At 70.2% G+C, this 24,251-nt stretch carries 22 protein-coding genes and 1 pseudogene; 10 read left to right on the forward strand and 13 right to left on the reverse strand.

Annotated elements, in window-relative coordinates; genetic code table 11:
* Positions 1-186: 186 nt before the first annotated feature.
* The gene (locus OHA21_RS16425; RefSeq protein WP_328474889.1) at positions 187-1,764 is read left to right on the forward strand and encodes a hypothetical protein; all 1,578 of its coding nucleotides are present in this window, start codon (positions 187-189) and stop codon (positions 1,762-1,764) included.
* 386 nt (positions 1,765-2,150) lie between these two features.
* Positions 2,151-2,381 carry a hypothetical protein gene (locus OHA21_RS16430; protein WP_328474891.1) on the forward strand — a complete coding sequence of 77 codons (231 nt, stop codon included), beginning with the start codon at positions 2,151-2,153 and terminating at the stop codon, positions 2,379-2,381.
* A gap of 54 nt (positions 2,382-2,435) precedes the next feature.
* On the opposite strand, the gene OHA21_RS16435 is transcribed toward OHA21_RS16430, so the two are convergent.
* The 7 genes from OHA21_RS16435 to OHA21_RS16465 form a co-directional block, all read right to left on the reverse strand.
* Complete coding sequence (locus OHA21_RS16435; protein WP_328474893.1) at positions 2,436-2,813, reverse strand: hypothetical protein; 378 nt, start codon at positions 2,811-2,813, stop codon at positions 2,436-2,438.
* Between the two features lie 418 nt (positions 2,814-3,231).
* Positions 3,232-3,567 (reverse strand): hypothetical protein, encoded by a 336-nt coding sequence (locus OHA21_RS16440; protein ID WP_328474895.1) that lies wholly within the window; start codon positions 3,565-3,567, stop codon positions 3,232-3,234.
* 2 nt (positions 3,568-3,569) lie between these two features.
* Positions 3,570-4,391, reverse strand: coding sequence for an SDR family oxidoreductase (locus OHA21_RS16445; RefSeq protein ID WP_328474897.1), 822 nt, complete (start codon positions 4,389-4,391; stop codon positions 3,570-3,572).
* Entirely contained in the window at positions 4,388-5,764 is a 1,377-nt protein-coding gene (locus OHA21_RS16450) for an FAD-binding oxidoreductase (protein WP_328474899.1), read from the reverse strand. Before OHA21_RS16450 ends, OHA21_RS16445 begins: the two co-directional genes overlap by 4 nt.
* Before the next feature lie 42 nt (positions 5,765-5,806).
* Entirely contained in the window at positions 5,807-8,611 is a 2,805-nt protein-coding gene (locus tag OHA21_RS16455) for an ATP-binding protein (protein ID WP_328474901.1), read from the reverse strand.
* Between the two features lie 76 nt (positions 8,612-8,687).
* Complete coding sequence (locus OHA21_RS16460; RefSeq protein ID WP_328474903.1) at positions 8,688-9,398, reverse strand: MFS transporter; 711 nt, start codon at positions 9,396-9,398, stop codon at positions 8,688-8,690.
* Positions 9,399-9,426: 28 nt separating this feature from the next.
* A complete protein-coding gene (locus OHA21_RS16465; RefSeq protein WP_328474905.1) occupies positions 9,427-10,011 on the reverse strand; it encodes a TetR/AcrR family transcriptional regulator in 585 nt (194 codons plus the stop codon).
* A 141-nt stretch (positions 10,012-10,152) separates the two neighbouring features.
* Here OHA21_RS16465 and OHA21_RS16470 point away from each other — a divergent pair, with 141 nt between their 5' ends.
* A complete protein-coding gene (locus OHA21_RS16470) occupies positions 10,153-11,676 on the forward strand; it encodes an MFS transporter (RefSeq protein ID WP_328474907.1) in 1,524 nt (507 codons plus the stop codon).
* Positions 11,677-11,738: 62 nt separating this feature from the next.
* On the opposite strand, the gene OHA21_RS16475 is transcribed toward OHA21_RS16470, so the two are convergent.
* Entirely contained in the window at positions 11,739-11,978 is a 240-nt protein-coding gene (locus OHA21_RS16475; RefSeq protein ID WP_328474909.1) for a hypothetical protein, read from the reverse strand.
* A gap of 238 nt (positions 11,979-12,216) precedes the next feature.
* Here OHA21_RS16475 and OHA21_RS16480 point away from each other — a divergent pair, with 238 nt between their 5' ends.
* From OHA21_RS16480 to OHA21_RS16495, 4 genes are all read left to right on the forward strand, one after another.
* Positions 12,217-12,594: a hypothetical protein gene (locus tag OHA21_RS16480; RefSeq protein WP_328474911.1), complete on the forward strand. Its 378-nt coding sequence runs from the start codon at positions 12,217-12,219 to the stop codon at positions 12,592-12,594.
* Between the two features lie 122 nt (positions 12,595-12,716).
* On the forward strand, positions 12,717-13,415 hold the full coding sequence (locus OHA21_RS16485; protein ID WP_328474913.1) for an ATP-binding cassette domain-containing protein: 699 nt from the start codon (positions 12,717-12,719) through the stop codon (positions 13,413-13,415).
* Positions 13,412-14,689, forward strand: coding sequence for a hypothetical protein (locus tag OHA21_RS16490; RefSeq protein WP_328474915.1), 1,278 nt, complete (start codon positions 13,412-13,414; stop codon positions 14,687-14,689). The genes OHA21_RS16485 and OHA21_RS16490 overlap by 4 nt, the downstream gene beginning before the upstream one ends.
* Positions 14,679-15,416: a hypothetical protein gene (locus tag OHA21_RS16495; RefSeq protein WP_328474917.1), complete on the forward strand. Its 738-nt coding sequence runs from the start codon at positions 14,679-14,681 to the stop codon at positions 15,414-15,416. Before OHA21_RS16490 ends, OHA21_RS16495 begins: the two co-directional genes overlap by 11 nt.
* A 314-nt stretch (positions 15,417-15,730) precedes the next feature.
* Here the strand turns inward: OHA21_RS16495 and OHA21_RS16500 are convergent, their stop codons facing one another.
* Positions 15,731-16,954: a PQQ-dependent sugar dehydrogenase gene (locus OHA21_RS16500; protein ID WP_328474918.1), complete on the reverse strand. Its 1,224-nt coding sequence runs from the start codon at positions 16,952-16,954 to the stop codon at positions 15,731-15,733.
* Positions 16,955-17,174: 220 nt separating this feature from the next.
* Positions 17,175-18,794, reverse strand: coding sequence for an AMP-binding protein (locus OHA21_RS16505; protein ID WP_328474919.1), 1,620 nt, complete (start codon positions 18,792-18,794; stop codon positions 17,175-17,177).
* A 168-nt stretch (positions 18,795-18,962) separates the two neighbouring features.
* On the opposite strand from OHA21_RS16505, the pseudogene tnpA reads away from it, so the two are divergent.
* A pseudogene (gene tnpA / locus OHA21_RS16510) lies at positions 18,963-19,229 on the forward strand (IS200/IS605 family transposase); the annotation flags it as partial.
* A gap of 274 nt (positions 19,230-19,503) precedes the next feature.
* Positions 19,504-21,384, forward strand: coding sequence for an ATP-binding protein (locus tag OHA21_RS16515; RefSeq protein WP_328474920.1), 1,881 nt, complete (start codon positions 19,504-19,506; stop codon positions 21,382-21,384).
* Between the two features lie 20 nt (positions 21,385-21,404).
* On the opposite strand, the gene OHA21_RS16520 is transcribed toward OHA21_RS16515, so the two are convergent.
* Both OHA21_RS16520 and OHA21_RS16525 read right to left on the reverse strand, forming a co-directional pair.
* Positions 21,405-21,668, reverse strand: a complete 264-nt coding sequence (locus tag OHA21_RS16520) for a hypothetical protein (RefSeq protein WP_328479091.1) — start codon at positions 21,666-21,668, stop codon at positions 21,405-21,407.
* Complete coding sequence (locus OHA21_RS16525; protein WP_328474921.1) at positions 21,640-22,143, reverse strand: SPFH domain-containing protein; 504 nt, start codon at positions 22,141-22,143, stop codon at positions 21,640-21,642. The genes OHA21_RS16520 and OHA21_RS16525 overlap by 29 nt, the downstream gene beginning before the upstream one ends.
* Before the next feature lie 286 nt (positions 22,144-22,429).
* On the opposite strand from OHA21_RS16525, the gene OHA21_RS16530 reads away from it, so the two are divergent.
* On the forward strand, positions 22,430-23,398 hold the full coding sequence (locus OHA21_RS16530; RefSeq protein WP_328474922.1) for a hypothetical protein: 969 nt from the start codon (positions 22,430-22,432) through the stop codon (positions 23,396-23,398).
* 59 nt (positions 23,399-23,457) lie between these two features.
* Here the strand turns inward: OHA21_RS16530 and OHA21_RS16535 are convergent, their stop codons facing one another.
* Entirely contained in the window at positions 23,458-24,159 is a 702-nt protein-coding gene (locus OHA21_RS16535) for a hypothetical protein (RefSeq protein WP_328474923.1), read from the reverse strand.
* Positions 24,160-24,251 lie beyond the last annotated feature (92 nt).

Below are 24,251 nucleotides of genomic sequence, written 5' to 3' on the forward strand. Positions count from 1 at the left end.
GCCCTCAGGGTTGGGCTATGAACCTGGGCCTGGACGAGGCCTCGATCTGGGTTCAGCTGGCGGTGGGCGACCAACCCCGCGCCGGCACGCCTCCGCCGACTCATCAACTGCCACGGGCACCCATCGGGCATCGGCCTTGATCGCTGTTAGGATCCCGCCTCACCATCCACCGAAACGGGGACAGCTTTGCGAAGACTTCCCGTGCTGGCGACAGCCCTCATCACGCTGCTGCCGGTCACCCTGCTCACCACCACCGGATCAGCGTCGGCGGCCACCGCCACCCTGACCGTCACCACATATGACCGCACCGGAGCGAAGCTCAAGGCGCCGCTGCGCCTGATCAACCTGGACAGTGGTGCCCAGTACACCGCAACGAGCCTCAAGGCGAAGAAGCTGCCGAAGGGCAAGTACGCGGTGCTGACCGACATCTATTCGGCCAAGGACGGCACCGACACGCTCGGCGCCCGGGTGCTGAAGGTGTCCGGCAAGACCGCCACCACGATCGACGCGCGCCGCGGCCGGGCGATCAAGGTGGCCCTGGACAAGATCCCCGACGGCCAGCCCTACCAGGAGCTGCGAGCGCAGATCTGCGCCAACTCGTCGTCCTCGTCCACCGAGATCGGGGCCTGGAACACACCCGGCAAGATGTTCGTCATCCCGAACGGGTCGAAGAGCCTGCGGTTTGCTTACAACTCCGCCTGGTCGAACAGCACGACGAACAGCGTGTGGCTGGTTTCGGCGGCCACCAAGACCGTGCCGGCCGGGGTGACCCGCACCTGGCGGACCTCATCGCTGGCCACGGTCAGGGCAGTGGCCAAGCGCGGACCGGCCGGCAGTGACCAGTCCGACCTGCGCCTCGAGGAGACCTCCTCGTGCCACGCCGGGTACGGCGTCCAGGCGTTCTCGGGCCGAACCCCGGCGGTTGCCACCTTTCACGTCAGCCCGGGCAAGTGGCAGCTGTCGGCGAATTGGTGGGGCACCGAGAGCACCGGCAATTCGGCCATGATGGGCTTCGACAACCGCAACCTGACAGTGGTCGCCGGCCGGTCGTACGGCCGGTCCTTCTTCAACGCCGGCTGGGGACCGGGCCGCAGCCTGCCCCGGCTCTACTCCAACCCCGCAAGGCTCCGGTTCGACACGTCCCGAATGTTCACCGACCCGGCCTACGACCTGTACTCCGAGGCCAGCCAACGTTCCAAGGTGACGCTTTACGACAGTGCTCGCAAGGTGGTCAAGTCGCAGTGGCGCACCGACTGGGAGGGCCGGGGTTCCGACTTCAGCGCGAAGATCAAGACCAAGGGCTGGTACACGCTGCAGGTCGACGCCCAGCGATACCGCCCCGGCATCAAACACCCTGCCGACATGCTGTCACCACGCGTTCAGGCGATCTTCCGGATGAAGGTGGACCCGAAGGCGAAGCCGCGCAGCGCCGACCTCATCCTGCCCCGCATGGTGCCCACCGGGCTGGACATGAACAACCGGGCCAGGCCCGGCTCCAGCACCGTGCTGGAGATCCGGCCGGATGTCCGCCGCAAGGAAGTGGACCTGAAGCTCGGCAAGGTCACCGCGAAGACCGTCACCACCCAGGTGTCGTTCGACGGAGGGAAGACCTGGCGCTCGCTCACGGTCCGCAAGAGCGGCACCAAGTGGCTCGCAACGATCAAAAACCCGGCCTCCGGCGCGGTCGCGCTCCGCACCCGAATCACCACCACCAAGAACGCGTACGCGCAGGTCACCATCGTCCGCGCGTACACCGTCGGCTGACCTCGTCGGGCCGGGGCCTACACGCCCCGGCCCGGCCCCGGAGTGCGGCCAGTCGGTGCTCGTTCCGCGGTGGGCAAACCATGTGGATTCGTACTCCCGGACGACAGGCTGTGATCATCAACCACCCGGACGGCAGGCAGGTCATGAGACCCGCAGGTCAGCGTCATCGAGCTGGAGCTGCGGTCCACCCTCGACGCCGTCCTGCGGGCGCTGCAGACTTGCTTCCTGGCCTGCGGAGGCAATGGTCAACGGGAATCACCCAGTACGGCCACGCCGCCGAACTCGTCGACCTTTGGGCTCGTCTCGTCGAGTGCGCCCGGCCCCCACTGTGAGCAGGACACCACGCCGCTCCGGCCGACTACACCGACCTGGCGGGTCTGATCGACGTGGCGGCCAAGACCGGCTGGCTGCCGGTGTACGCGCACGTCAGCGAGGCCGCCGAGTGGGACGACTACGAATGGTCGTGGACTGGTTCGCTGACCGCGTGGGCGCTGGACAATCCTGGCCATCCGGATGCGGCGCAGGTACTGGAGGTCGCTCGGGATCACCGCAACGGCTGGCTGCAGGGCTACCGGGGCGTACTCGGCTTCGTGACCTTGGTGCTGCGCCGCGCCTAACGCTGCTTGGGGGCAGCTTCGGCCGTCAGTGCACGTGGTGACCGGACAGCGCTCTCATTCGTTGGTGACCCATCCCTTGCTGTTGCAGGGAGGGCCGCAGAGCGTGCGCCGCCCGTCACTGATGACTTCGCCAGAACCATCGCAGAGTGGGCAGGCCCGAGCCGCTGGCGGGCGCTCGGGCATCAGGTATCGAAGCTGCAGATAGCGGCGAGCTGCCTGGACGTGCGCGACTTTCCGCTGCTCCAGGTTTGCTGGAGACAGCACGCCCTCGTCCCGGTCGATGAACACGTCGCCGGAGGACGTCAGCATGTAGGTCTCCCACAGCTGGTTGAAGACGGCCAGCATTTCCCACCGTCGAGCTGCCGCCGACCACGGATGGTCCGATGTCGTTTGATCAGCGACCAGCTTCGCAAACAGGTCCTCCGGCAGCACGAATCGACCATAGAGCGTGCACGCACATCGGCTGGTTCCAGGAGCGGAGCGGCACGCATTGGCAACGGAGCGTGATGCTGGGCTGGGTCGACGCGCACAAGGCGCTGCAGAAGCGGACGTCTGCTGGCGTCGCTGGGATCACGCACTCTCGTGCCCGGTGCTGCGATCATCAATCCGAAGCGGTCGCCATCGCGCGCACCCGGGATCACCTCGCCGCCTCGGCGCCGCGTACCGGACGATCGAGGGCGCCGATGTTCTGGCGGTTGCGGTACGCGACTCTGCGTCTGCGGCTGAGCACCCGCGCATCCGCTCATCGGATCCGGACCTCGGGGCGGTGAGATTCGCTTACCGCGCGCGACGCGCTTCGCCGTGGTCAGCGGATTCGAGTCGCGCCTGGCAGCGGAGGCGAGCAGTGCGGTCATCGGGGCTGCCCGGTGACGGAGAGAACTGCATCCAGCGGATCAGCCGCAGTGTCCAGCCCGGAGGTACGCCGCCGGGCCCGCGCGTACCGCACGTACCAGAACAGCATCAGGAAGGTGCTGACGGTGTGGAATGCGTGCAGCGCCCAGATGGGCCCGAGCGGCAGGTGCAGCACATAGACGGTGTAGAACGCGTTGCCCACGTTGCCCAGGGCGATGTTGCCCAGACTGTACGAGCTGACGTCACGTGTCCGCCGGGCCTTGACCAGCATCGGCAGGGTGCTGACGGCGAAGAGCACAGTGGCGGTCGCGCCGGCCGCGACGGACACATCCACGCTCAGCCCGGCGAGCCGGCGGCGATCGGGCGGAACGCGGCGGCGTACTCGCGGGCGAAGTCGGCGATGCCGAGTGGCTCGCCGCCGGTCACCTCGCGGACCGTGTCGGTGGTGTCGGCCATCACCCCGGTCCGCTGGGCCGAGAAGATCGCCACGATGGCGTCGGCCAGCATCGGCGGCAGCCCGTCGGCGATCATCGCGTGGCGGGCGTCCTCGTCGCCGACCGGCACATAGGAAACGTCCCGCCCGGTCGCCGCGGACAGCTCGGCGGCCACCCGGTCGAAGGTGATCGCTTCGGGACCGGTCAGTGTGTACGTGCGGCCGTCGTGTCCCGGCCCGGTCAGCGCCTCGGCCGCGACCAGGGCGACGTCGCGGGGGTGGATGAAGGAGATCCGGGCCTGACCGGCGGGCGCGAACAGCCGGCCGGTGCGGGCCACGCTCGTCGCGTACGCAAGAAGGTTCGTCATGAAGGTGCGCGGCCGCAGCAGGACATGCGGCAGGCCGGAGGCCGCCAGATGTGCCTCGATCGTCGCGTGCCACCGTTCGAAGATCAGCGGCGAGCCGGCGGAGGCGCCGGGGCCGGACAGCTTCACCACCCGGCGCACACCGGCGGCGGCCGCCGCGTCGATCGCCGCGCATTCGAAGTCGACCTGCTCGGGCACGTTGCCGCAGGCCAGGAAGAGCCGGTCGGCGCCGTCCAGGGCCTGTTGCAGCGAGCCTGCGGCGTGCCGGTCGAAGACGCGGACGTTCTCGTGGCGCTCGGCCAGGGCGCGGACCAGGTGGCCGCCCACATTGCCGGTCGCGCCGGTCACCAGGATGGTCATCGTGCTGCTCCTTCAGGGGTCGAAACGGTCGAGGTGGGTGCGATGTTGGGGTTGAGACGGAAGACGTTGTCCGGGTCGAGCCGGTCCTTGAGTGCGGTGAGCCGGGTCAGCCGGTCGCCGTACGCGACACGCACCCCGGCCGTCCCCTCGTCGGACAGGAAGCTCGCGAACTGCCCGGCGGCGTACGGCCGCAACGACTCCCAGCCGCGCCGCACCCAGTCGCGGTGCCGGTCGGCGTCCGGGTCGCCGGGCCGCCAGTTGGCGATCAGCCGCAGCTCGAAGCCGGGCCGGCGCGGTCCGACCGCGGTGGCGTCGGATGCCACCCGGCTCGCCGCGCCGCCGATCACCCAGCCGTTGAGCAGCGACAGCGGTGAGGTGACCGACTCGATCAGTGGCACGATCTGGTCGGGCAGGTCGGTGAGCCGGTGCGAGCGCCAGTACGAGCAGGTGCCCGGCGAGGCGCTCAAGTCCAGCAGCGACTGGATCGCGCGGTACGGCACCAGCCGGATCAGTTCACCGACCGGGGTGCCGACGCCGCGCAGCGGGGCCAGGACATGGGCGCCCTCGGCCGGCTCGCCGCACCAGACCGGCAGCAGGCCGAAGACCGGGGTGCCGTAGCGCTCCGGCGGCAGGAACGGCATGGGCGGGGCGAGCATCGCCACGATCGCGATACCCAGTTCGTCCGGGGCGGCCGGAGCGAATTCGCGCAGGAAGCTGAGCACCTTCGGCGCCTGCTCGAGGGGCCAGAAGATCGGGCCGCCGAGCACGATCGGGCCGACCGGGTGCAACCCGAACTCGAACGCGGTGACGACACCGAAGTTGCCGCCACCGCCGCGCAGCCCCCAGAACAGTTCGGGGTCGGTGTTCGCGTCGACCCGGCGCAGCGTCCCGTCGGCGGTGACCAGGTCGGCGGCGCGCAGGTTGTCGACGGTGAGGCCGTGGCGGCGCATCAGGTGGCCGAACCCGCCGCCCAGGGTGACCCCGCCGACGCCGGTGGAGCTGACCGAGCCGCCGGTGACGGCCAGGCCGTGCCGCTGGGTGGCCAGGTCGAACTCGGCCCAGGTCAGCCCACCGGCGGCCCGGACGGTACGCGCCGCAGGGTCGACGGCGGCGCCCTTGAGCAGGGACAGGTCGATCATCAGCCCGCCGTCGCAGACGCCGTACCCCTGCACCGAGTGGCCGCCGCCGCGGACCGCGACCGCCAGGTCGTGCTCGCGGGCGAAGCGGACGGCGAGCTGGACGTCGGCGGCGCCGGTGCAGCGGGCGATCAGCGCGGGCCGGCGATCCACCGCGCCGTTCCAGACGCGGCGCGTCTCGGCGTAGCCTTCGTCGTCGGGCCGCAGCAGTGCGCCGCGGAAGTCGGGAATAGTCATACCGGCGAGCGTGCGCCGCGCACCGTTCCACCGGCGTTCCGGCTACCCGGTCAGCGCGTCTTCGGCCAGGGTGTCCCAGATCCGGACGTCGCCGGCCAGCAGCCGCTTCGCTGACTCGGCCGCCTCGCTCTGCTGCCCGGCCGCGAGCGCCGCGGCGAGCCGGATACGCAGCAGCATGGCGGGGACCCCGGGCGCGGTGTCGCGGCCGGGGTCGTCCAGAGCCTGGTCGATGCGCCGCAGCCCGGCCTCGGCCGAGCCGTCCAGCACCGCGAGATACCCGGTGAACGCCTCGCCGCAGAGCCGGATCGGCGCGGCGTCCACCCGCTCGCGGACCCGGTTCAGCTCGGCGACCCGCTCGCGCAGGCCGGGCAGGTCGCCGCGGTCCAGGTCGAGCAGGGCGGCGAACAGCAGCGCCCCGGCCAGCGTGAACGGGTGCGCGCCCTGGCGGGCCAGGTCCAGCGCCTGGCGTTGCCGGTGCTCGGCGTCAGCCGGCTCGGCGCGGCAGAAGTGCACGTGCGCGAGCCGGATCAGGCAGAGCACCTGCGGGTCCTGCCCGTAGCCGAGCAGGTGCGCGCCGCGGTTCTGCGGCCGGTAACGCTGCAGCGCGGCACTCAGGTGCGCGCGGGCGGCGCCGGTCTCGTTGCGCCAGGCCGCCGCCACCCCGCGCACGAAGTCGCCCTCCACGGCGAGCACGTCGTCGGTGTCGCCGAGGGCGCGTAGCCGGGCGCCGTACTGCGCGGCGGCAGCGAAGTCGCCGCGCGAGAGCACCGCCATCGCCTGCGCGCGCAGCAGCGGCGCCGCCGGCTCCGTGCCGCGGGCGCCGGCCAAGGCGAAGGCCCGGTCCAGCACCGCACGCAGCCGCGGCGACGCGTACCCCTCGGCCGAACTCAACGGCCCCGGTACGCCGGTGAGCACCTCGAGTTCGCGATCTGCGCCGCGGGTCAGCTCCGCCGCGCGCAGCAGCAGCTCGGCGGCCTCGGCATCGGCGTAGCGCTGCTGGGCGGCGGTGGCGGCCCGCTGGTACCAGTCGATTGCCGCGCCCGGCGAGCCGGCGGCGTGCAGGTGCGCGGCGATCCGCCCGGCAACGGTGTCCGGCGCATCGGCGTACACCTCGATCAGCGCGGCGGCGAGCAGCGCGTGGTTGCGGCGGCGCCGGGCCGGCGGCACCTGCCGGTACGCCACCTCGCGCAGCTTGTCGTGGCTGAAGTCGTACGTCTCCCCGCCGCTGGTGACCAGCAGCCGGCGCCGCCACAGCTCGTCCAGGTCGGCCGCGACGGCCCGCGGATGCACCCTGGTGAGCACGTCCACGGCCACCGAGCCGCCCGCGGTGGCCGCCAGTTCGAGCAGTTCCCGGGCGCCCGGGCTGAGCGGGCGCAGCCGCTCGAGCAGGACCGCCTGCACGCGTGGGGTGAGCACGCGCAGCCCGGCGCGCAGCGCCTCCACCACGAACAGCGGGTTACCGCCGGTCTCCCGGTGCAGCCGCTCGGCGTCGACGGTGTGACCCAGGTGGCCGGCGAGCTGCGCGGTCTCGGCTCCGTCCAGGCCCTCGAGGGGCAGCTCGGTGCACCGGCCGAGGGCGCCGAGCCCGGCCAGCAGCTGGTGGAGGGGGTGGCCGGGCTCGGCCTCGCCGGCCCGGACGGTGGCGACCACCAGCAGCCGGCCGGCGTCGCCGCGCAGCAGGTAGTGGTCGTCGCGCAGCAGGTAGTGCAGGAACTGACAGGTCGGCGCGTCGGCGGCGTGCAGGTCGTCGGCGACGAGCAGCAGCGCCCGCCCGTCCGCCCGCAACGCGTGCGCCGCCGCCTCGAACAACCGCAGCCGGGAGCCGGGCTCCGGCGGCGCCGGTTCGACGCCCAGCTCGGGCAGCAGCACGGCGAGGACGGCCAACTCGGCCGGGGCGAGCCGGCGCCGCCACCGGGGCAGCCCGGCCCGCAGCCAGTGCACCACCGGCGCGTACGCCAGGGTGCCCTCGGCCCGGTAGGAGCGGGCGGTCGCGGTGGCCGCGCCCTGCCCGGCCGCCCACTGCCGGAACTCCTCGGCCAGCCGGGTCTTGCCGATGCCCGGCTCGCCGGTCAGCACCACCAGGTGCGGTGCCGCGCGCCACAGCTCGATCAGCCGCCGGCGCTGCGGGCCGCGGCCGACGAGGGCGGCGTCCTCGGCGCCCCGCGGTGCGGCCCCGCCGGCCGGCAGCAGTGCTTCGTACCGGGCCCGGGTCTGCGCCGACGGCGCGACGCCGAGCTCCTGCTCCAGGACGGTCACGCAGTCGTGGTAGACCCGGACCGCCCGGGCCCGGTCACCGGCCTCGTCGTAGAGCCGGATCAGCATCCGGTACGGCCGTTCGGCGAGCGGGTCCAGGGCGCGGGCACGTTCGGCGTAGCCGATCGCCGTGGAGCGGTCGGCGCTCGCCACGGCCCGTTCCAGCGCGATGCCGAGCCGCCGCCGGTAATCGAGGCGGTCGGCGTCCAGCCACGCGTCGTCGCAGCCCTCCAGCAGGTCGCCGGCGGCCAGGCCGGCGGCGGTGTGCCAGTCGCCCGCCGCGTACGCCGCGTCGAAGGCCGCAGTGTCCGCGTAGACGTCGCGCAGGGCGACCGTCCGCGCGTCCGCGTCCAGCTGCCGGCCGGCGTCCGGCAGCGCCGCGCGCAGCGTGTGCAGCAGGTGCCGCAGGTTCGTCCGGGCCTGCGCCTCGCTCGACTCGGGCCACAGCAGGCCGGCCACCCGGTCCCGGCGCTGCGGCTCGCCGCGGCGCAGCGCCAGGTACGCCAGCAACGACTGGGCCCGCGCCGAGGTGAGCACGACGGGCTCGCCGTCGGCGCGCAGCTCGAACGTGCCGAAGAGCCGGATCTCCAGCATGCAGCCATCCTCGCCGGACGGGCGGCCCGGGCGCGTCACCTCGACGCGAACCCGACACCTCGATGCGGCCTTGCGCTCACTGCTGTTGCGTGCCGTCGATACAGCGGTGAACGACCTGCAGCCACGCCCGATGCTGGTCACCGCGCACGCCAGTGGGCGCAGCGCCAGCCGGGCCGCCAGCCAGGAGCCGCCGGAAATGCCGAAGGCGAACGGGGGAAGCCAGCCTGGCGCGGATCGGGCTGTAGCCCAGGACGTGCTGCACGTGCGGCGACGGGAAGTAGGTCAGTGACAGCGAACCGCCGACCAGCAGGACGACGGCGTACGCGCAGGTGCGGTTGCGGTCACGGAACAGCACGAGCGGAAGGATCGGGCGCGGCACCCGGCTCTGCCGTCGGCCGTCGGCGAGCGCCATGACAAGAACCCCGATCGGGACGTTGACAAACATGACACCGCGCCAGGAGAGGAAGTGGGTGAGCAGGCCGCCGGCTGTGCCGGCACCCGCGGCGGCCGAGAAGACGGCGAGCGCCCTGGCCCGGGCCGGACCGGCCGGGAACGTGGTGGAGACCAGAGCGAGAGCGGTCCCGACGCCGTGCAGGACCGGCCGGCGATCAGCATCGTGCCGCTGGTCGCGAAGCCGCCGACCTGGGAGGCGGCAGTGAACACGCCCATCCCGAGCAGGAAGGCGCGGCGGCGGCCGCACAGGTCTCCGGCCCGGCTGCCGAGCAGCAGCACTCGCGATGCTCGTCCTGGCCGGCGTAGAACGCCAGGCCTCCCGCGACTGCGGCACCCAGCGCGACGTCCAGGCCTCTGACGGCTCAGGTCAGCGCCGAGACCAGATCGCTGATCGGCCCGCGCATCTGCGCCTCGGTGGCCGACGCCAGCGGCTGCAGGCCGACCGACGCGCGCATCAGCGCGACGCCGAGCGAGGCAGCCAGCACGATCTGGGCCCGCAGCACGGCGTCGGCATCCGGCGGCTGTGGCGCACCGGCCGCGACCGCGAGCCGTTCGCTCATGCTGTGCAGCACGGTGCGGCGCATCGCGTCGACGCGTTCGTCACCGGAGCTGCGCACCAGCAGCAGAAGGGCGTCGAGCAGCGCCGGGTCGTCGGCCGGGGAGGTGAGCCGGTAGGCGATGGAGGCGGCGACGTCGGCGAGCGCGATGCCGTCGGTGTCGCGTTTGAGGTCGATGATGGCGGTCTGCAGGCAGGCCTGGAAGAGCCCTTCCTTCGACGTGAAGTACCGGTTGATCAGGGCGACGTTGACGCCCGCCCCGTCAGCGATCTCGCGCACGGTGGTGCTCGCGTAGCCGTGCCGGGCGAAGCGGTGCCGGGCCACGTCGAGCAGGAGCTGGCGGGTCTGGGTCGCGTTGCGCGGCCGTTCGCGCGCCGGAGATGCCGTCACAGGCCGAAGGTTAGCGCGCCGATGACGCCGTGTAAACATCCATTTACTTGCCGCTGATGTGACGTAAGCAATCGTTGACTTCCGCCGTGAGCTGCCGATTAACTAGTAAGCGAACGTTTACATCTAGCCAGCGGGGACCTCATGACCCAAACGATCCAGGAGCGCGGCTCTGCCGCCGCCGCACCCGTCGAGGGCGAGCGGCCCACCGGCGGCGGACTACTCGTGCTCTACCTGGCGCTCGGCGGTCTCGCCTTCGCCTGCCTGCAGTCGCTGGTCTCGCCGGCGCTGTCCACCATCGGCCACGAGCTCGGCGCCAGCACCGCCGACACCAGTTGGGTCGTCACCGCGTACCTGCTGTCGGCCTCGGTGCTCACCCCGATCCTCGGCCGCCTCGGCGACATGATCGGCAAGCGCAAGGTTCTGGTCGGCGTGCTCGCCACGCTGGCGGTCGGCACGCTGGTCGCCGCGCTCGCCACCAACCTCACCGTGCTCATCGTCGCCCGCGTCCTGCAGGGCGCGTCCGGCGCCATCCTGCCGCTGTCGCTCGGCATGGTCCGCGACGAACTGCCCCGCAAGCGCGTACCCACCACCGTCGCCATCCTGTCCGCGATCAGCGGCATCGGCGCCGGCATCGGCATCGTCGCCGCCGGCCCGATCGTCGAGCACCTGTCCTGGCACTGGCTGTTCTGGCTGCCGCTCGCGCTCGTGGTGATCGCCCTGTTCGGCGCCGTCTTCGGCATGAAGGAGTCGCCGGTCCGCACCCCCGGCAAGCTCGACTGGTCCGGCGCCATCATCCTGTCGGTCACCCTCGTCGCGCTGCTGATGGGCATCAGCAAGGGCCAGGCCTGGGGCTGGGACGACGCGAAGACCATCGGCCTGCTCGCGCTCGGCGTCGTCGGCCTGCTCGCCTTCGTCCTGATCGAGCTGCGGGTCAAGGAGGCGCTGGTCGACATGCGCCTGATGCGCAACCGCGCCGTCTGGGCCACCGACCTGGTCGCCCTGATCATGGGCTTCGCGATGTTCGGCGCGTTCCTGGTGATCCCGATGCTGCTGCAGCTGCCGCCCGCCCTCGGCGGGTTCGGCAAGCCGGTCTCCCAGATCGGGCTCTACCTGCTGCCGACCGTCATCGGCCTGATCGTGTTCGGCGTGGTCGCCGGCGCCCTGGTCCGCAAGTTCGGCCCGAAGCTGCCCATGGTCCTCGGCGCGACCCTGGTCACGGTCGCGTTCGCGATCCCCGCCATCGCCCACGACCAGATCTGGCACCTGCTGCTGTCCGGCTCGCTGACCGGCGCCGGCATCGGCCTGTCGTTCGCCGCCATGTCCAACGCCATCATCGAAGCCGTCCCGGCCACCCAGACCGGCCAGGCCACCAGCGTCAACGCCATCGCCCGGACCATCGGCAGCAGCATCGGCACCGCTGTCATCGCCGCGATCATCAGCGCCAAGGTCACCCCCGCAGGGCGTCCCCACCGACGAAGCGTTCACCATCGCGTTCTGGACCTGCTCCGGCATCGCCGTCCTGGCGATCATCGCGGCCCTCGCCGTGCCGTCGGCCCGCCGCCGCCACGAGCAGTCGGTCGCCGCCGGCGTCGACGACCTGCCACCCGAGCCGGTCGAGCTGCACCTGCCGCACCGCAAGCACTCCTGACCTTCGGTACGGCGTAAGCACCTCACCTGCAGCCGGGACCTGAGCCGATTCACGGCTCAGGTCCCGGCGCTTTTCTCGATCAGCGCAGGTCGACGACGGCGTCGTCGCTGATGTAGTCGACGTCGGGGTCGGCGCGTAATGCCTCCACCTGCTGGTGCGGCGCCGGCTCAGCCCGCGGCCCGGGCGTGCGCGCGGCCCCGGCCAGTTCCTCCAGCCGCGCGTACTTGGCTGCCACGTGCTCGGGCGGCCGGCGCAGCTCCGCGACCCGCAGATTGCCGGTCCGACCGCCGGGACCCCGGCCCGCCCTCAGGACCAGCAATCGCCCATCAGACACATCGCGCAAGCTGTCCCATACGGATCCGCTCCGTGATGGCGCCGAGGGCCGGCGTCCGAATTCGTCCAAACTCCACCCTCGCCGGCAATCGACGCCCAACACTCAGTGGCTGACGCGGCAACCGCGAATCGGGTCGAGATTCGGAGGAGATTGATCCATCGCCGTCGCGACGGATGACACGGTCGCACGGTCGTGCGACCGCTCCCGCAACGAGGGGACACGCATGTCCAGAACACGAAAGTCGGCGTCCGGCATCGCGCAGGCCGGGTTGGTGCTCGCGCTTGGCGCGGCCGCCACCGCCCTGCTTGCACAGCCCGCGTCGGCCGAGGTCAGTGCCGCGAACGTTCCGCAGCGCTGCTGCTACACGCTCGGCAACATCGTGAACAACTGCTACGGCATCTTCTGGACCAGTGACTGGAACCAGGAATGCGCCGGTGGTGGCGCCACGGCGGCAGGCACGTTCCGATCGACAGCAGACTGCACGGCGCCCCAGATCACGGACGAGAAGTTGGAGAAGTACCGCAGCAAGGGCAACCAAACCAGCTACGACGGCAAGGACTGCAACTACAAGATCCACACGGTCAACACCTGGTACCGCTGACCGGTCGCTGACCCGCGGCGCCGGATGCCGGGGAGGCGGCCCGGCGCCGCGGGTCACGCAGGAGCGAAAGGCGTCTTGTGCTGTCTGCCACCAAACTCTCTCAGGGGTACGGACGCCGTACGGTGTTCCATAACCTCGACATCGAACTGAACGGCGGCGTCACGGCGCTGCTCGGACCGAACGGATCCGGCAAGACCACCCTGTTACGGACGCTGGCCACGGTCCAGCCCCCACGCGGCGGACGCCTGCTGATCGAAGGGCAGGAAGTTCGGTCGGAGTCGATTGCCCGGGCACTGCGCCGCCGCATTTCCTACCTGCCGCAGCGGTTCGGGTTCGAGCCCGGCATGCGGGTTCGGGACTTCGTACGGTACGGCGCATGGCTGCGCGATCTGCCGCCCGGCGACTGGGCGGACGCCACGGCCGCAGCCCTGCAACACGTCGGGCTCACCGACGAGTCCGGAGTGAGGATGGGTCGCCTGTCCGGCGGGATGCGTCAGCGGGCCGCGATCGCCTGGGCCATCGTCGGCCGGCCAGGGCTGGTACTTCTCGACGAGCCGACCGTCGGACTCGACACGCAGCAACGGCTGCGGTTCCGGGACACCGTCGCGAACATGCCCGCCTCGACGGTGCTGCTGAGCACCCACCTCATCGACGACGTCGACGCGATCTGCGAACGAGTGGTGGTCATGCATACCGGCGGGATCCGGTTCACCGGAACGACCGATGAGCTGCGGGCGCTGGACGACGCGTCCATGCCCGGCCACACGCCGCTTGAGCGTGCGTACATGAGCCTGTTGCCAGTGCAGGAGCGTCGCCGATGAACGCGCTGTGGCTGCATCTGCGATTCAGCGTGGCCCGGTGGACGGTCGCGCCGCTGGCCGTACTCGGGATGGCGGTGCTGTTCGGCCGCAACCGGTACTGGATCGGCATCTGGCCGGAAGCGGGAGCGGCGGCCCAGGTGAGTGCCTTCTTCGTGGCGCTCTTCGCCGCCGGCACGGCAGCCTGGATCGCTGCCACCGTGACGGTTCGCGGACTGCAGGAGCAGGCGGCGACGGCGGCCATCAGACCCTCGATCATCGAGCTCACCCGGTTCGCCGCCACGCTGATATGGTTGCTGGTGCCGTATCTGGCCGTGGCGGTGACAGCCGCAGTCTGCACCGCCGCCTCGGTGTCCGCACCGGGAACAGGCGCGTTCCTGCGGTACACCATGCTCGGCATTCTGCTCATCGTGCTTGCCGCGGCGTGGGGTTGGTTCGTCGGTCACCTGCTCGCACCGCTCGTCGGCTCCGTGTGCGCGATGCTGAGCTGGTTCATCGGTGCGACGCTGCTCGGCGACGTCGCCGACGCCACCGTGGTATCCGGGCCGCCGTGGCTGACGGTGGAGTCCGGTCCGCTCGCGATACGGCTGGCGGCGGTCCTGCTGTTCGCGGCGGCCGTGTGTGCGATCCCCTGGCGGCCGGGGTCATGGATGCGGTTCGGTCGCGGGGTTGCTGTGTCGGTCGTCGCACTCGGTGCTGTCGTGGCCGCGCACATGGCCACCACGGCGCTGGGTCCGCGGCGCCCGGCGGCGAATCCCCTGTGCGTTCAGGGCACGATCGAGTACTGCCTGTGGCCCGAACACGCCAAGTACGTACCCCTGGTGCGGAGCGCGGACGAGCGGCTGGCTGCGCTGCCTGTGCGACTCGCACTTCCGCGGCGGGTCGTCGACTACTCGATGTCGGGATCCACCCGGTGGGTGGACGGCATGGAAATCGAGGTGGCCGGCGTGCACGACGCCGAGTTCGACATCTCCGAGGGAAGCCGGTGGGCGCTGGCCCGCGGCCTCGCGACCGCCATCGCCAACACGGTCTTTGCCGGATGCAGCGTCGACGCGCGACCCGATCCCGAGCACCGGTGGGACCGGCTGCGCGCCTGGCTCGAGTCGCGACTGGCCGGCGGCGGGGAGCCCGACTACCGCACCAACGCACCGTACGAGTTCCAGGACGCGTGGTCGGCAGGACGTCGGATGGCCGCTGATCCATCCCAGCAGCGGCAGGCGGCCTGGGTCTCGATGCTCATCGCTGAAGTAGTCGCGTCCCATTGCCATGCGGCCTGAGCGGCGGGAGCGTCATCGGCTGCTGATTGCCTACCTCAGGCTGCGCAGGGCGCATTGGCTGGTGGCCGCGATGGTGCTCATCGGCGCGGTCGTCGCGGGGTGGGGGCAGTTCGAGGCCCCCACCCCGGCGGCGGTGGACGGCGGCGGCACGAGCGTCGCCTTCTGGAGGTTGTTCGCCGTCGGCTCGGCAACAGTCCCCGTGCTCGCGCTGACCAGTCCGCTGCAATCCCTCGAGACGACCGCCGGTACGGCCTTCCATCGGGTGCGTGCCATCGTCCTCGCCGCAGCCTTCGTTCTGTCCTGTGCCTGCGTCCTCGCCGGCGCTGTCATCGGGGTCGGCGCCACGGTCGTACCCGTGCTCCTTCGCGCCCTGCTCGCCTGGATGGGCCTCGCGCTGGTCGGCGGCCGGGTGTTCGGGTGGTCCAGGTGCTGGATCCTGCCGTGGGCGACGATGTGCGGCGTGCTCTATTGGGGACACAGCGGCAGCGGCGAGGGCCTCCGCTGGTGGGAGTTCACCGGACAGCCGATCGAGCACCTGCCTAGCCTGCTCCTGTCGTTAGGGCTGTTCGCTGCCGGCCTCCTCGCAGGCGTACTCACGCCATGGCGCATCCACCGCGCTGGGCTGCGGTGGCGGTCGGCGCTCGTCGGCGGCGCTGAAAGGCCCGCCCGTAGTTATCTAGACCAAAGACAACGGCAAGAACTGAGAGTTGATCAAGATCTGTCCTGAGCCCTCGCGCCCCGTCCCGTTGGTGACGATCGATGTTCAGGCGGTGGTTCGTAGCGACTCAGGACGTGTTCTCGGCGGAGGAACTGGCGCGGCTTCGGGGTTTCCGGAGATCAACCGGGCGGAGTTGACCGGCATGCTGGCCAACTGAAAGACAGCGCGACGAACACCGTCGGGTCCGACTCCGGATCGTTGTCGACGAACCGCCACGGGTCCCGGGCGTCCAGCCACGGCCGCAACACCGGCATCGCGTACCTCCCGCCACCGGCTGTTGCGATGGCCCCGCAGCAGCCGGGTCCCGTCCATCCGGACGACGGTCAGCGGGTCGTCGCCCCCTCCCCCGGCACCGGCGGGACCCGCTCGAACCGCACCCGGCTCAGCCAGCCCGGGTAGTCGCTGAGCACATACAGTTCGCCGTGCACGTCGGCGCCGATCGCGGTCGGCTGGGTGGGGAAGTTGCCGATCGTCGCGGTCTCGTAGCTGCCGTCACGCTGGGGCCGCACCGCGTACACGCGGGGCGCGCAGTAGTCGCTGGCGATGTAGGTCCCCCACGCCTCGGGGGTCCGGGATCCCCGGTACACCACGCCGCCGATCACCGAGCAGCTCTCGGTGAGGAAGTGTTCGTACTCGAAGACCGGGTCCACGTAGCGCACGCCCGGCCGGCACTGCTCCACGTCGAACACCGGGGTGCCCTCCTTGCAGGACCAGCCGAGGTTCGCCCCGCCCTGCCACGGGCGGATGTGGTTGATCTCCTCGACCAGGCCCTGGCCGACGTCACCGATCCACAGCGAGTTGTCGATGTCGACGGAGAACCGCCACGGGTTGCGCAGCCCGTACAACCAGATCTCCGGCCGCGCGCCCGGCGTCCGCACGAACGGGTTGGTGGACGGCACGCAGTACGGCTTCGCCCCGCAGGCGCGGTTCACGTCGATGCGCACGATCTTGCCGAGCAGGGTGCCGAGGTCCTGACCGGCCTTGTACGGGTCGTTCGCGTGGCCGCCGTCGCCGGTGGACCAGTACAGGTAGCCGTCGCGGCCGAACGCCACCTGCCCGCCGTTGTGGTTGCCGTACTCGGCGTGCTCCTGGGTGAGCAGCACCTGCAGCCGTTGCGGGGCGCTGATGGGCAGTCGCGCCAGAGTCAGCGCGCCGGCCGGCAGACTCGTGTAGGCCACGTAGAGCATCCCGGTCCGGGCGAAGTTCGGCGCGGGCGTGATGCCGAGCAGGCCCCGCTCGTTGTCCGACGTGTCGATGCGGGCGCTCAGGTCGAGCACCGGCTCGGCCGCCAGGCCGGTGTCGGGATGATAGGCGCGGACCGTGCCGTTCTTCTCCGCGATCAGCATCCGGCCGTCCGGCAGCCCGGTGATCGCGATCGGACGCTGCAGCCCGAAAGCCACCTGTTCGGTCACCACGGTCAGCTCGCTGAGCGGCACCGCACGGCTGCGGGAGGTGCCGGCCGCCGGCACCGAGGCCAGCAGCAGCGCCGACAGGACCAGAACGAGCAGGCCGGCCAGCGTGGCGGCCGGGCGACGACGTCGCGACATGTCAGCTCCTTGAACAGGGTGGCGGACGCGCTACGGGAGCGCTCCCAGATTACATCGAAAGCTGACTATGTCTACCGGGCCGTTCGGCGTACGCGTTGACGCGTACCCGCTCCTTCGAAGGACTCGTCCCAAGCGGAGCGACATCAGGTGCCGATCATGGCCGTACGGTGAATGGTCTTCAATCTTTGACCCCAACCGCGGGCGGCACAGCCATCGTCTGTCAGGCATTGCGGGTCGCGGCTGCCTCCTGCAAGCCGAGGATCTCCACCGCCTTCTCGCGCATCTCGACCTTGCGGACCTTGCCGGTCACCGTCATCGGGAAACCGTCGACGACGTGCACGTACCGCGGCACCTTGTAGTGCGCCAGTCTGCCCGTACAGAAATCCTTGATCGCTTCGGCGGTCAAGGGTGCTGCGCCGGGGCGCAGCACCACCCAGGCCATCAGCTCCTCGCCGTAACGAGCGTCCGGTACGCCGATGACCTGCACGTCGGTGATGTCCGGATGGGTGTAGAGGAACTCCTCGACCTCGCGCGGGTAGACGTTCTCGCCGCCGCGGATGACCAGGTCCTTGATGCGGCCGACGATGTTGACGTAGCCGTCGGCGTCCATGGTCGCCAGGTCGCCGGTGTGCATCCAGCGGGCCTGGTCGATCGCGTCGGCGGTGGCGTCCGGTTGATCCCAGTAGCCGAGCATGACCGAGTAGCCGCGGGTGCACAGCTCCCCCGGCAGGCCGCGCTCGACGGGCAGGCCGGTCGCCGGGTCGACGACCTTCGACTCCAACTGCGGCATGGTCCGGCCGACCGTCTCGGTGCGCCGGGCCAGGTTGTCGTCGGGACGCGTCATGGTCGAGACCGGTGACGTCTCGGTCATCCCGTAGCAGATCGCCACCTCGGCCATGTGCATCTCGCTGACCACGCGTTTCATCACCTCGACCGGGCACGGCGAGCCGGCCATGATCCCGGTGCGCAGCGAGGACAGGTCGTATCCGGCGAAGTCGGGCAGGCCCAGTTCGGCGATGAACATGGTCGGTACGCCGTACAGGGAGGTGACTTTCTCCTGCTGGACCGCCGCGAGCGTCGCGGCCGGCTCGAAGCCCGGCGCCGGCAACACGATGCACGCGCCGTGCGAGGTGCAGGCCAGGTTGCCCATCACCATGCCGAAGCAGTGGTACAGCGGGACCGGCAGGCAGACCCGGTCGTGCTCGGTGTAGTTGATCAGCTCGCCGACGAAGTAGCCGTTGTTGAGGATGTTGTGGTGCGACAGGGTCGCGCCTTTGGGGAAGCCGGTGGTCCCCGACGTGTACTGGATGTTGATGGCGTCGTCGAAGGCGAGCGTGGCGGCGCGCTCGCGCAGGGCGCTGCGGTCGCCGTCGCGGATCGCCAGGTCGTCCCAGTCCGGGGTGCCGAGGTAGACCACGTCCGGGAAGCCGATCTCGGTCAGCATGGCCCGGTAGTCGCTGGTCTTGTGGGACACCGCGCTGACGACGAGCCGCATACCGGACTGCTCGACGACATACGCGAGCTCATGCGTACGGTACGCCGGGTTGACGTTGACCAGGATCGCGCCGATCTTGGCGGTCGCGTACTGGGTGATCACCCACTCGGCGCAGTTCGGCGCCCAGATGCCGACCCGGTCGCCCTTCTCGATGCCCCGGGCCAGCAACCCCAGGGCGATCTCGTCGACCGCGGCGTCGAACTGCGCATACGTCCAGCGGCGTCCGGTGGCCACCTCGACCAGGGCTTCCCGCTCCGGAAAGCGGGCGACCGTACGCTCCAGGTTGGCGCCGATGGTCTCACCGAGCAGAGGGACGTCGGAGACGCCGGAAGTGTAGGACAGCATTCCTCAGCCTAACGATCCCCATGGATGAATCCGGGGGATTCCTCCGGGGCCAGGCCCTGGATTTCCAGCTCGGACTGCATCTGATCCACCGTCCTGGAAGAGGCGATCTGATGTCTGACGTCGTCGGCACTGGCACGGTGGTGTTCAGCCGCTGCAGCCACTGTGCGCATGGCAACTTGTCGCCTGCAAGGACTCGGAATCCGATCGAACAACAACGTGGTGTACCGCTGCACCTACCACGTTGTCTGGTGCCCCAAGTACCGGCGCGACGTCAGCCGAGGCCCCGTCGACGACCGGTTGAAACAGATCATCCGGGAGGTCTGCACCGAACGGGACGCCCCCACCGTGGAGCCGGAAACCATGCCCGGCCACGTGCACCTGCTGGTCACCGTCGATCCGCAGTACGGCATCCACCGCCAGGTCGACGGCATAAGGTTCGCCCTGCAACACACGGCGGATCCCGGCAGTGCCTGCGTCGTCACTCTCTACGAGCGAATCGGGTGAGAGATGGGAGTAGGGATCGAGGGGCGTCCGGGTTTGTCTGACCGCGAAAACGGAGCGCTGCTCGGTCATTGCGAGGAGAATCGCGAGTAGATTCCCGCGCCGGTATCGCCGGTTCACCCGACTGCGTCCCGAATAACCGGACAGCGAGACAACAACGGGACCCGCAGCGGTTGAGCGGCGATGCGAGAAGGCAGGTTCGCAGCAGATGAGCTGGCTGTCGAGGCGTCGGCCCGGAAGGCGCCTACTGGTTAACGCGGCCACCGTCGCGCTGCTGGTCGCCGTGGCCGTATTGGGCTACTCCGTGTCCCACCGTCAGGAGACCATGGCAGACGAGGCACGGCAGGCACAGCAGTTGGCCCAGGCCGCGCAGCAGGTCAAATTTCGGGCGGCGGACTTCAACGGCTGGCAGACGGCATACGCATTGGACATCATCCGTGCGGTGCCCGGGGCCGCCGCTGATACGTCAGGCAGCCGTGCGAAGTTCCTCGACGCAGCGGCGAGGTTCGACAGGGAACTGGACGCCTTGGAGCTGCTGTCCGCGTCGTCTGCGGCCACGCGGACCGTTGACGCCGTCAGGAGTGCGTTCGAAGAGTTCATGACCGCGGACCGGCAGGTAGTGAAGCTGTACCGCAGCGGCGAGCCAGCGGACCGCAAGGCCGCCTCCGAACTCGTCCTCGGCAGGGAGATCGAGCTTTACGTGCAGATCGCCAGCGGTTGTGATGCCACCGCGTCGCTGTCGGCCTCGGCGGCGGACACCAGCCTCGCCCGTCTCGAAGCGGTGGGAGCCACCACCCGGCGCTACATCCTCATCCTGAGCATCGTCGCCGCCGCCCTGGCGTTGCTCGGCGCGATCCTCGCCGAAGCGCGGCGACGGGCGGTTGCGCAACGAGCCAGAGAGGCTCAGCGGATGGCGAGCCTGGGCCGCCTGGCCGGTGGCATTGCACACGACTTCAACAATGTCCTTGCCATCATCCTCAACTACACCGACTTCGTCGCCGAACATGCTCCCCCCGAAGCCCGTAACGATCTCGGCCAGATCCGCAAGGCGGCGAAACGGGCGGCCGGACTCACCGCGCAACTGCTCTGTTTCATCCGGCACGAGGCCGTCCATCCGCAGATATTCGACGTCAACAGCGCGATCGCCGAAGCGCACGCCATGCTCGCGCGAACTCTCGGCGAGCACATCGTGCTGGTGGTGATGCCCTCGCTCGAACCTCTGAAAATCTGCGCGGACGCCGGCCAGATCCAGCAGATTCTCGTCAACCTCGCCGTCAACGCCCGCGACGCGATGCCCGACGGCGGCACATTAGTGATCACCGCCAGCGCCGTCGACCTTGAGGAGAACCAGGCGAACGTTCACCCGCCGGTAAAGGCCGGACGTTACCTTCAGCTCCTCGTCACTGATACCGGTACCGGAATGCCTCCGGAAACGGTGGCCCGCATCTTTGAACCGTTCTTCACCACCAAGCCGAAGGGCCACGGCACAGGACTTGGCCTCGCTACCGTCCTGGACATCGTCACCACTGCTGGCGGCAGCATCGACGTCTGCTCCAAGCTCGGCATCGGCACGACATTCAGGCTGTACTTCCCTGTCGCCGACGTACCGTACGACCTCGAATCGGCAAGTCGCACCTCTTCGGCGCCGCCGCGTGGCCACGGCGAGAGCATCCTGGTCGTCGAAGACGAGCCGGCCCTCGGCGCGAGCATCGCTCGCATCCTCACCGCCGGCGGGTATCAGGTCCGGTCCGCCGTCAGCGGCCCCGACGCCTTGGCCGTGTACGCGTGCGATGGCTGTGACCTGCTGGTCGCCGACGTCGTCATGCCCGACATGTCAGGCTCACGTCTGGCCGAGATACTGCACCGCACCGACCCCCGCCTGCCCGTGCTCTACATCTCCGGTTACATCGACGGCATCCTCGGTCCTAACCGTTTGTGCACACCCGAGACCAAGGTGATCGAAAAGCCCTTCACCGCCGGCCAACTTCTCGCCGCGGTCAGCGATGCCTTGTCGCGGGCACCGGGCAAGGGCGGCATAGCAGGTAGTCAGCCAGAACCGTCCGACAATCAGCCACATCCGTCGGCTTGAACGAATACGCGGGGCAGGTCTCATGATCCGGGGTTGGCGGGATTGAAGTCGCCGGGCTCACGGCTCTGCTCGGCCCGGATGACGTGCATGACCGCGCTGATCAGGGCCAGGTGGGTGAAAGCCTGCGGGAAGTCGCCCAGGTGCCGCCATGCCGATGATCCGGAGTTTCGTATGATCCGCCGCCCGTCGGTACGGTCGGCGCGGCGGGATCCGACGGTGGAGCGGCCGGCCCCGCGGATCGCCGGGTACGTCAGTTCACGGCCGCAAGTGTGGCGCCGGCTCAACGGTGCTCCGGGCCTCGAGCACGGTGATCCCCCAGGTCAGGGTCTCCTCTTGCATGCCGGCTTGCAGGCGGGCGGCGAGAAACCCCGGACCGGTGAGCATGTCGTGGGCCGTCAGATCCGCCCCGATCATGCGCACGACGTAGGTCGCGACGGCATGGACGGCCGTCGGGCCATCCATGCCAGAAGCTGCATGTCGCAACGGGTCCGTGACCTTGACGCGAACCGTCACTGCGACGTTCACCGCCCGGTCGTCCCCGGTGATGACCGGCACGGGAGGGTAGGTCAGCACCCGTTCGCCCATGTCGATCCGGGCACACACCCATTCCAGCAACGGCACCCTCCAGCCGACCCCGGGCGACATTGTGCGGCTGTGGCCGTTGTGGTGCTGGACGACGAAACAGTATCCGCGCGGGACGGCCACCACCCCCATCGGTGCGAATAGCCGCAACGCGGTCGCCGCCGCCGATCCGATCATCACCGCTCCTGTCCCGGACACCGTCCGCCGCGGATGATGAGGCTCCCGCGTACGGCCGCGCCGGCTCCGTTTGCTGTCGGAAGTGCGCTCCCCGTACGGGGCTACGGCAGGCGACACGCGATGGTTCACCGGGTCGGGCAATTCTGCAGATACTCGACAGGGAGTGCCCCTGGGCATGAGAAGCTCAGGGCCAGCAACCGGGTCGAACGTGCCATGTGGGCGTACCAGATGAACCGCGTCACGTGACGCTCCGCCGCCTGTCATACCCGCACGCCAGAATGTCGGCGTGATCTGCTTCGTCTACCGCTCCCCGTGTGAGGGACTGCTCGGCAAACACGTGCGCTGGCTGCCCGACGCCACCGTCCTCGACTGGTTCCGCCGCGGCTGGACCGAGGCGAGCGCCGACCCCGGCGCCTGGGTGCAGGCCGAGTTGGGCGCCGACGTCTACGGCCTCGATTCGATCTTCGAGGAAGCCGCGCAGCGGTCACTGCCGTCGCCCGGCTCCATGCCCGAGCTGCGCAAGCTTCTCCAAGCGCATCTGTACGTGGAAGGCGCGGTCAAAGTCGACGACCACAGTGTGCGCGCGTCCACGGACGACGACGAGGTGCCGCTCGCCTACTTCTTCCTCGACCAGAGCCTGGTCGCCGCCGAACCGGCCCGATTGGCGTACGCGCTGCACGAGCAGTGGCCGCTGCCCGCCGACGCCGCCGAGCACAGCGACGACGAACCGGTCACCACCTTCGCCGTGTCGGCGCTCGGCGACGCCGACTGGGACACCCAGGGCCACGTGGTGCGCCTGCCCGGCGTCCGGCTGCCCGATCTGCCGGGCTGGCTGCGCGCCACCGACGTGCGCCGCGCCTGGCCGCAGGAGCTGATCCTGCTGCGGGCCGCGGTCGGCCCGTACGACACCGATCTGCAGCCGGCGCTGGACCGGATCAACCGGTGGGGCGCGTGGAACGATCAGTATCTGGACGTCGCGGGCTTGGACGCCGACCACGACCAGGCGCACCGCGTCGTCGTCGAGGTGATGGCCCAGGTCGCCGGCCACGACCGGATTCCCGGTCCGCTGGGCCGGCGCCGCCCAGCGGATGGCCGCATCACCGTCGCCGACCACCTGGCGCAGGGCGTCTTGCACCTGGATGACACCTTCGGCTACCAGCAGTGGTTCGTGTTCGACGACGTGTGGGCGGCCCGCCACCGCTATCTCGCCAAGTCCCTGACCCGCTGGTTCAACGGCAAATGGGACCTCCTGTGACCACGGCTCATCGACAGCGGTCCGAGGCGGCCGGGTCCATCGGCCCGCCGGGCGGGCCCTCACCGTTGCAGGTTGGCCTTCTGCGGCGCGACCCGGGCGGCGCGGCGCCGCAGAACGACGGCGCCGATCGTGTTGAGGGCGATGCCCCACAGCAGTGCCACGGTCGCCCAGCGCGCCCACTCCGCAGCTCCTGCTGATCCGGTGAGCAGGTGCTGCGCGGCCGCGTACGGGGTGAGCCAGTCGCGGACCGCGCCCAGCGGGGCAAGCAGCGCGTAGGCGCCGAGCGGCAACACGATGGTCCCGAGGCAGCCCCACACCGGTCGCTTGATCAGCAGCCCGAGGCCGGTGCCGACGAGCTGGGCGAGTACCTGCACCAGCACACCCGTCAAGCCGATCACACCGGCGTGCGCCCACGGGTCCGGCGCGGTGGACCCGGATGCGGCCAGGGCGGCGACGACCAACACGTTGCCGGCAACCCCGGCGGCCACGGCGATCAGCACCGCTCCGGCAAGTGTCGGCTGCACCCGTACGCCGGGTGTCTTGCGCAGATCGTTGGCGAGCAGGACACCGATGAACGGCAGCGGCACGGAGATCAACAACTGCACCTGCTCGGCGAAGGCGGCAAAGGTGCGCTCCGCGGATGGAAGTCCGGTCATGAGCGCCGCGGCAAGCACGCCGATGCCGATCGTCACCGCCAGCAGGATCCGGCGGCCTCGGGTCCCGGCCGCACGTCGCAGCGTGCCGGCAATCGTCTCGTTCACATCTACCTCCCGTGTGGTCGACACGGTTGACGATCGCCGATGAGCAAACGACTGCGCACGAGCCGGAGGATCCGGCCGGTCCCCTACTTTGG

This window comes from Actinoplanes sp. NBC_00393, from assembly GCF_036053395.1.
Lineage (GTDB): Bacteria > Actinomycetota > Actinomycetes > Mycobacteriales > Micromonosporaceae > Actinoplanes.

Coding starts and splice junctions, on each gene's coding strand:
- OHA21_RS16445 (WP_328474897.1), bottom strand. CDS start 4,391: ATGACCATCCTGGTGACCGGCGCGACCGGCAATGTGGGCGGCCACCTG.
- OHA21_RS16450 (WP_328474899.1), bottom strand. CDS start 5,764: ATGACTATTCCCGACTTCCGCGGCGCACTGCTGCGGCCCGACGACGAA.
- OHA21_RS16455 (WP_328474901.1), bottom strand. CDS start 8,611: ATGCTGGAGATCCGGCTCTTCGGCACGTTCGAGCTGCGCGCCGACGGC.
- OHA21_RS16470 (WP_328474907.1), top strand. CDS start 10,153: ATGACCCAAACGATCCAGGAGCGCGGCTCTGCCGCCGCCGCACCCGTC.
- OHA21_RS16480 (WP_328474911.1), top strand. CDS start 12,217: ATGTCCAGAACACGAAAGTCGGCGTCCGGCATCGCGCAGGCCGGGTTG.
- OHA21_RS16490 (WP_328474915.1), top strand. CDS start 13,412: ATGAACGCGCTGTGGCTGCATCTGCGATTCAGCGTGGCCCGGTGGACG.
- OHA21_RS16495 (WP_328474917.1), top strand. CDS start 14,679: ATGCGGCCTGAGCGGCGGGAGCGTCATCGGCTGCTGATTGCCTACCTC.
- OHA21_RS16500 (WP_328474918.1), bottom strand. CDS start 16,954: ATGTCGCGACGTCGTCGCCCGGCCGCCACGCTGGCCGGCCTGCTCGTT.
- OHA21_RS16505 (WP_328474919.1), bottom strand. CDS start 18,794: ATGCTGTCCTACACTTCCGGCGTCTCCGACGTCCCTCTGCTCGGTGAG.
- OHA21_RS16515 (WP_328474920.1), top strand. CDS start 19,504: ATGAGCTGGCTGTCGAGGCGTCGGCCCGGAAGGCGCCTACTGGTTAAC.
- OHA21_RS16525 (WP_328474921.1), bottom strand. CDS start 22,143: ATGATCGGATCGGCGGCGGCGACCGCGTTGCGGCTATTCGCACCGATG.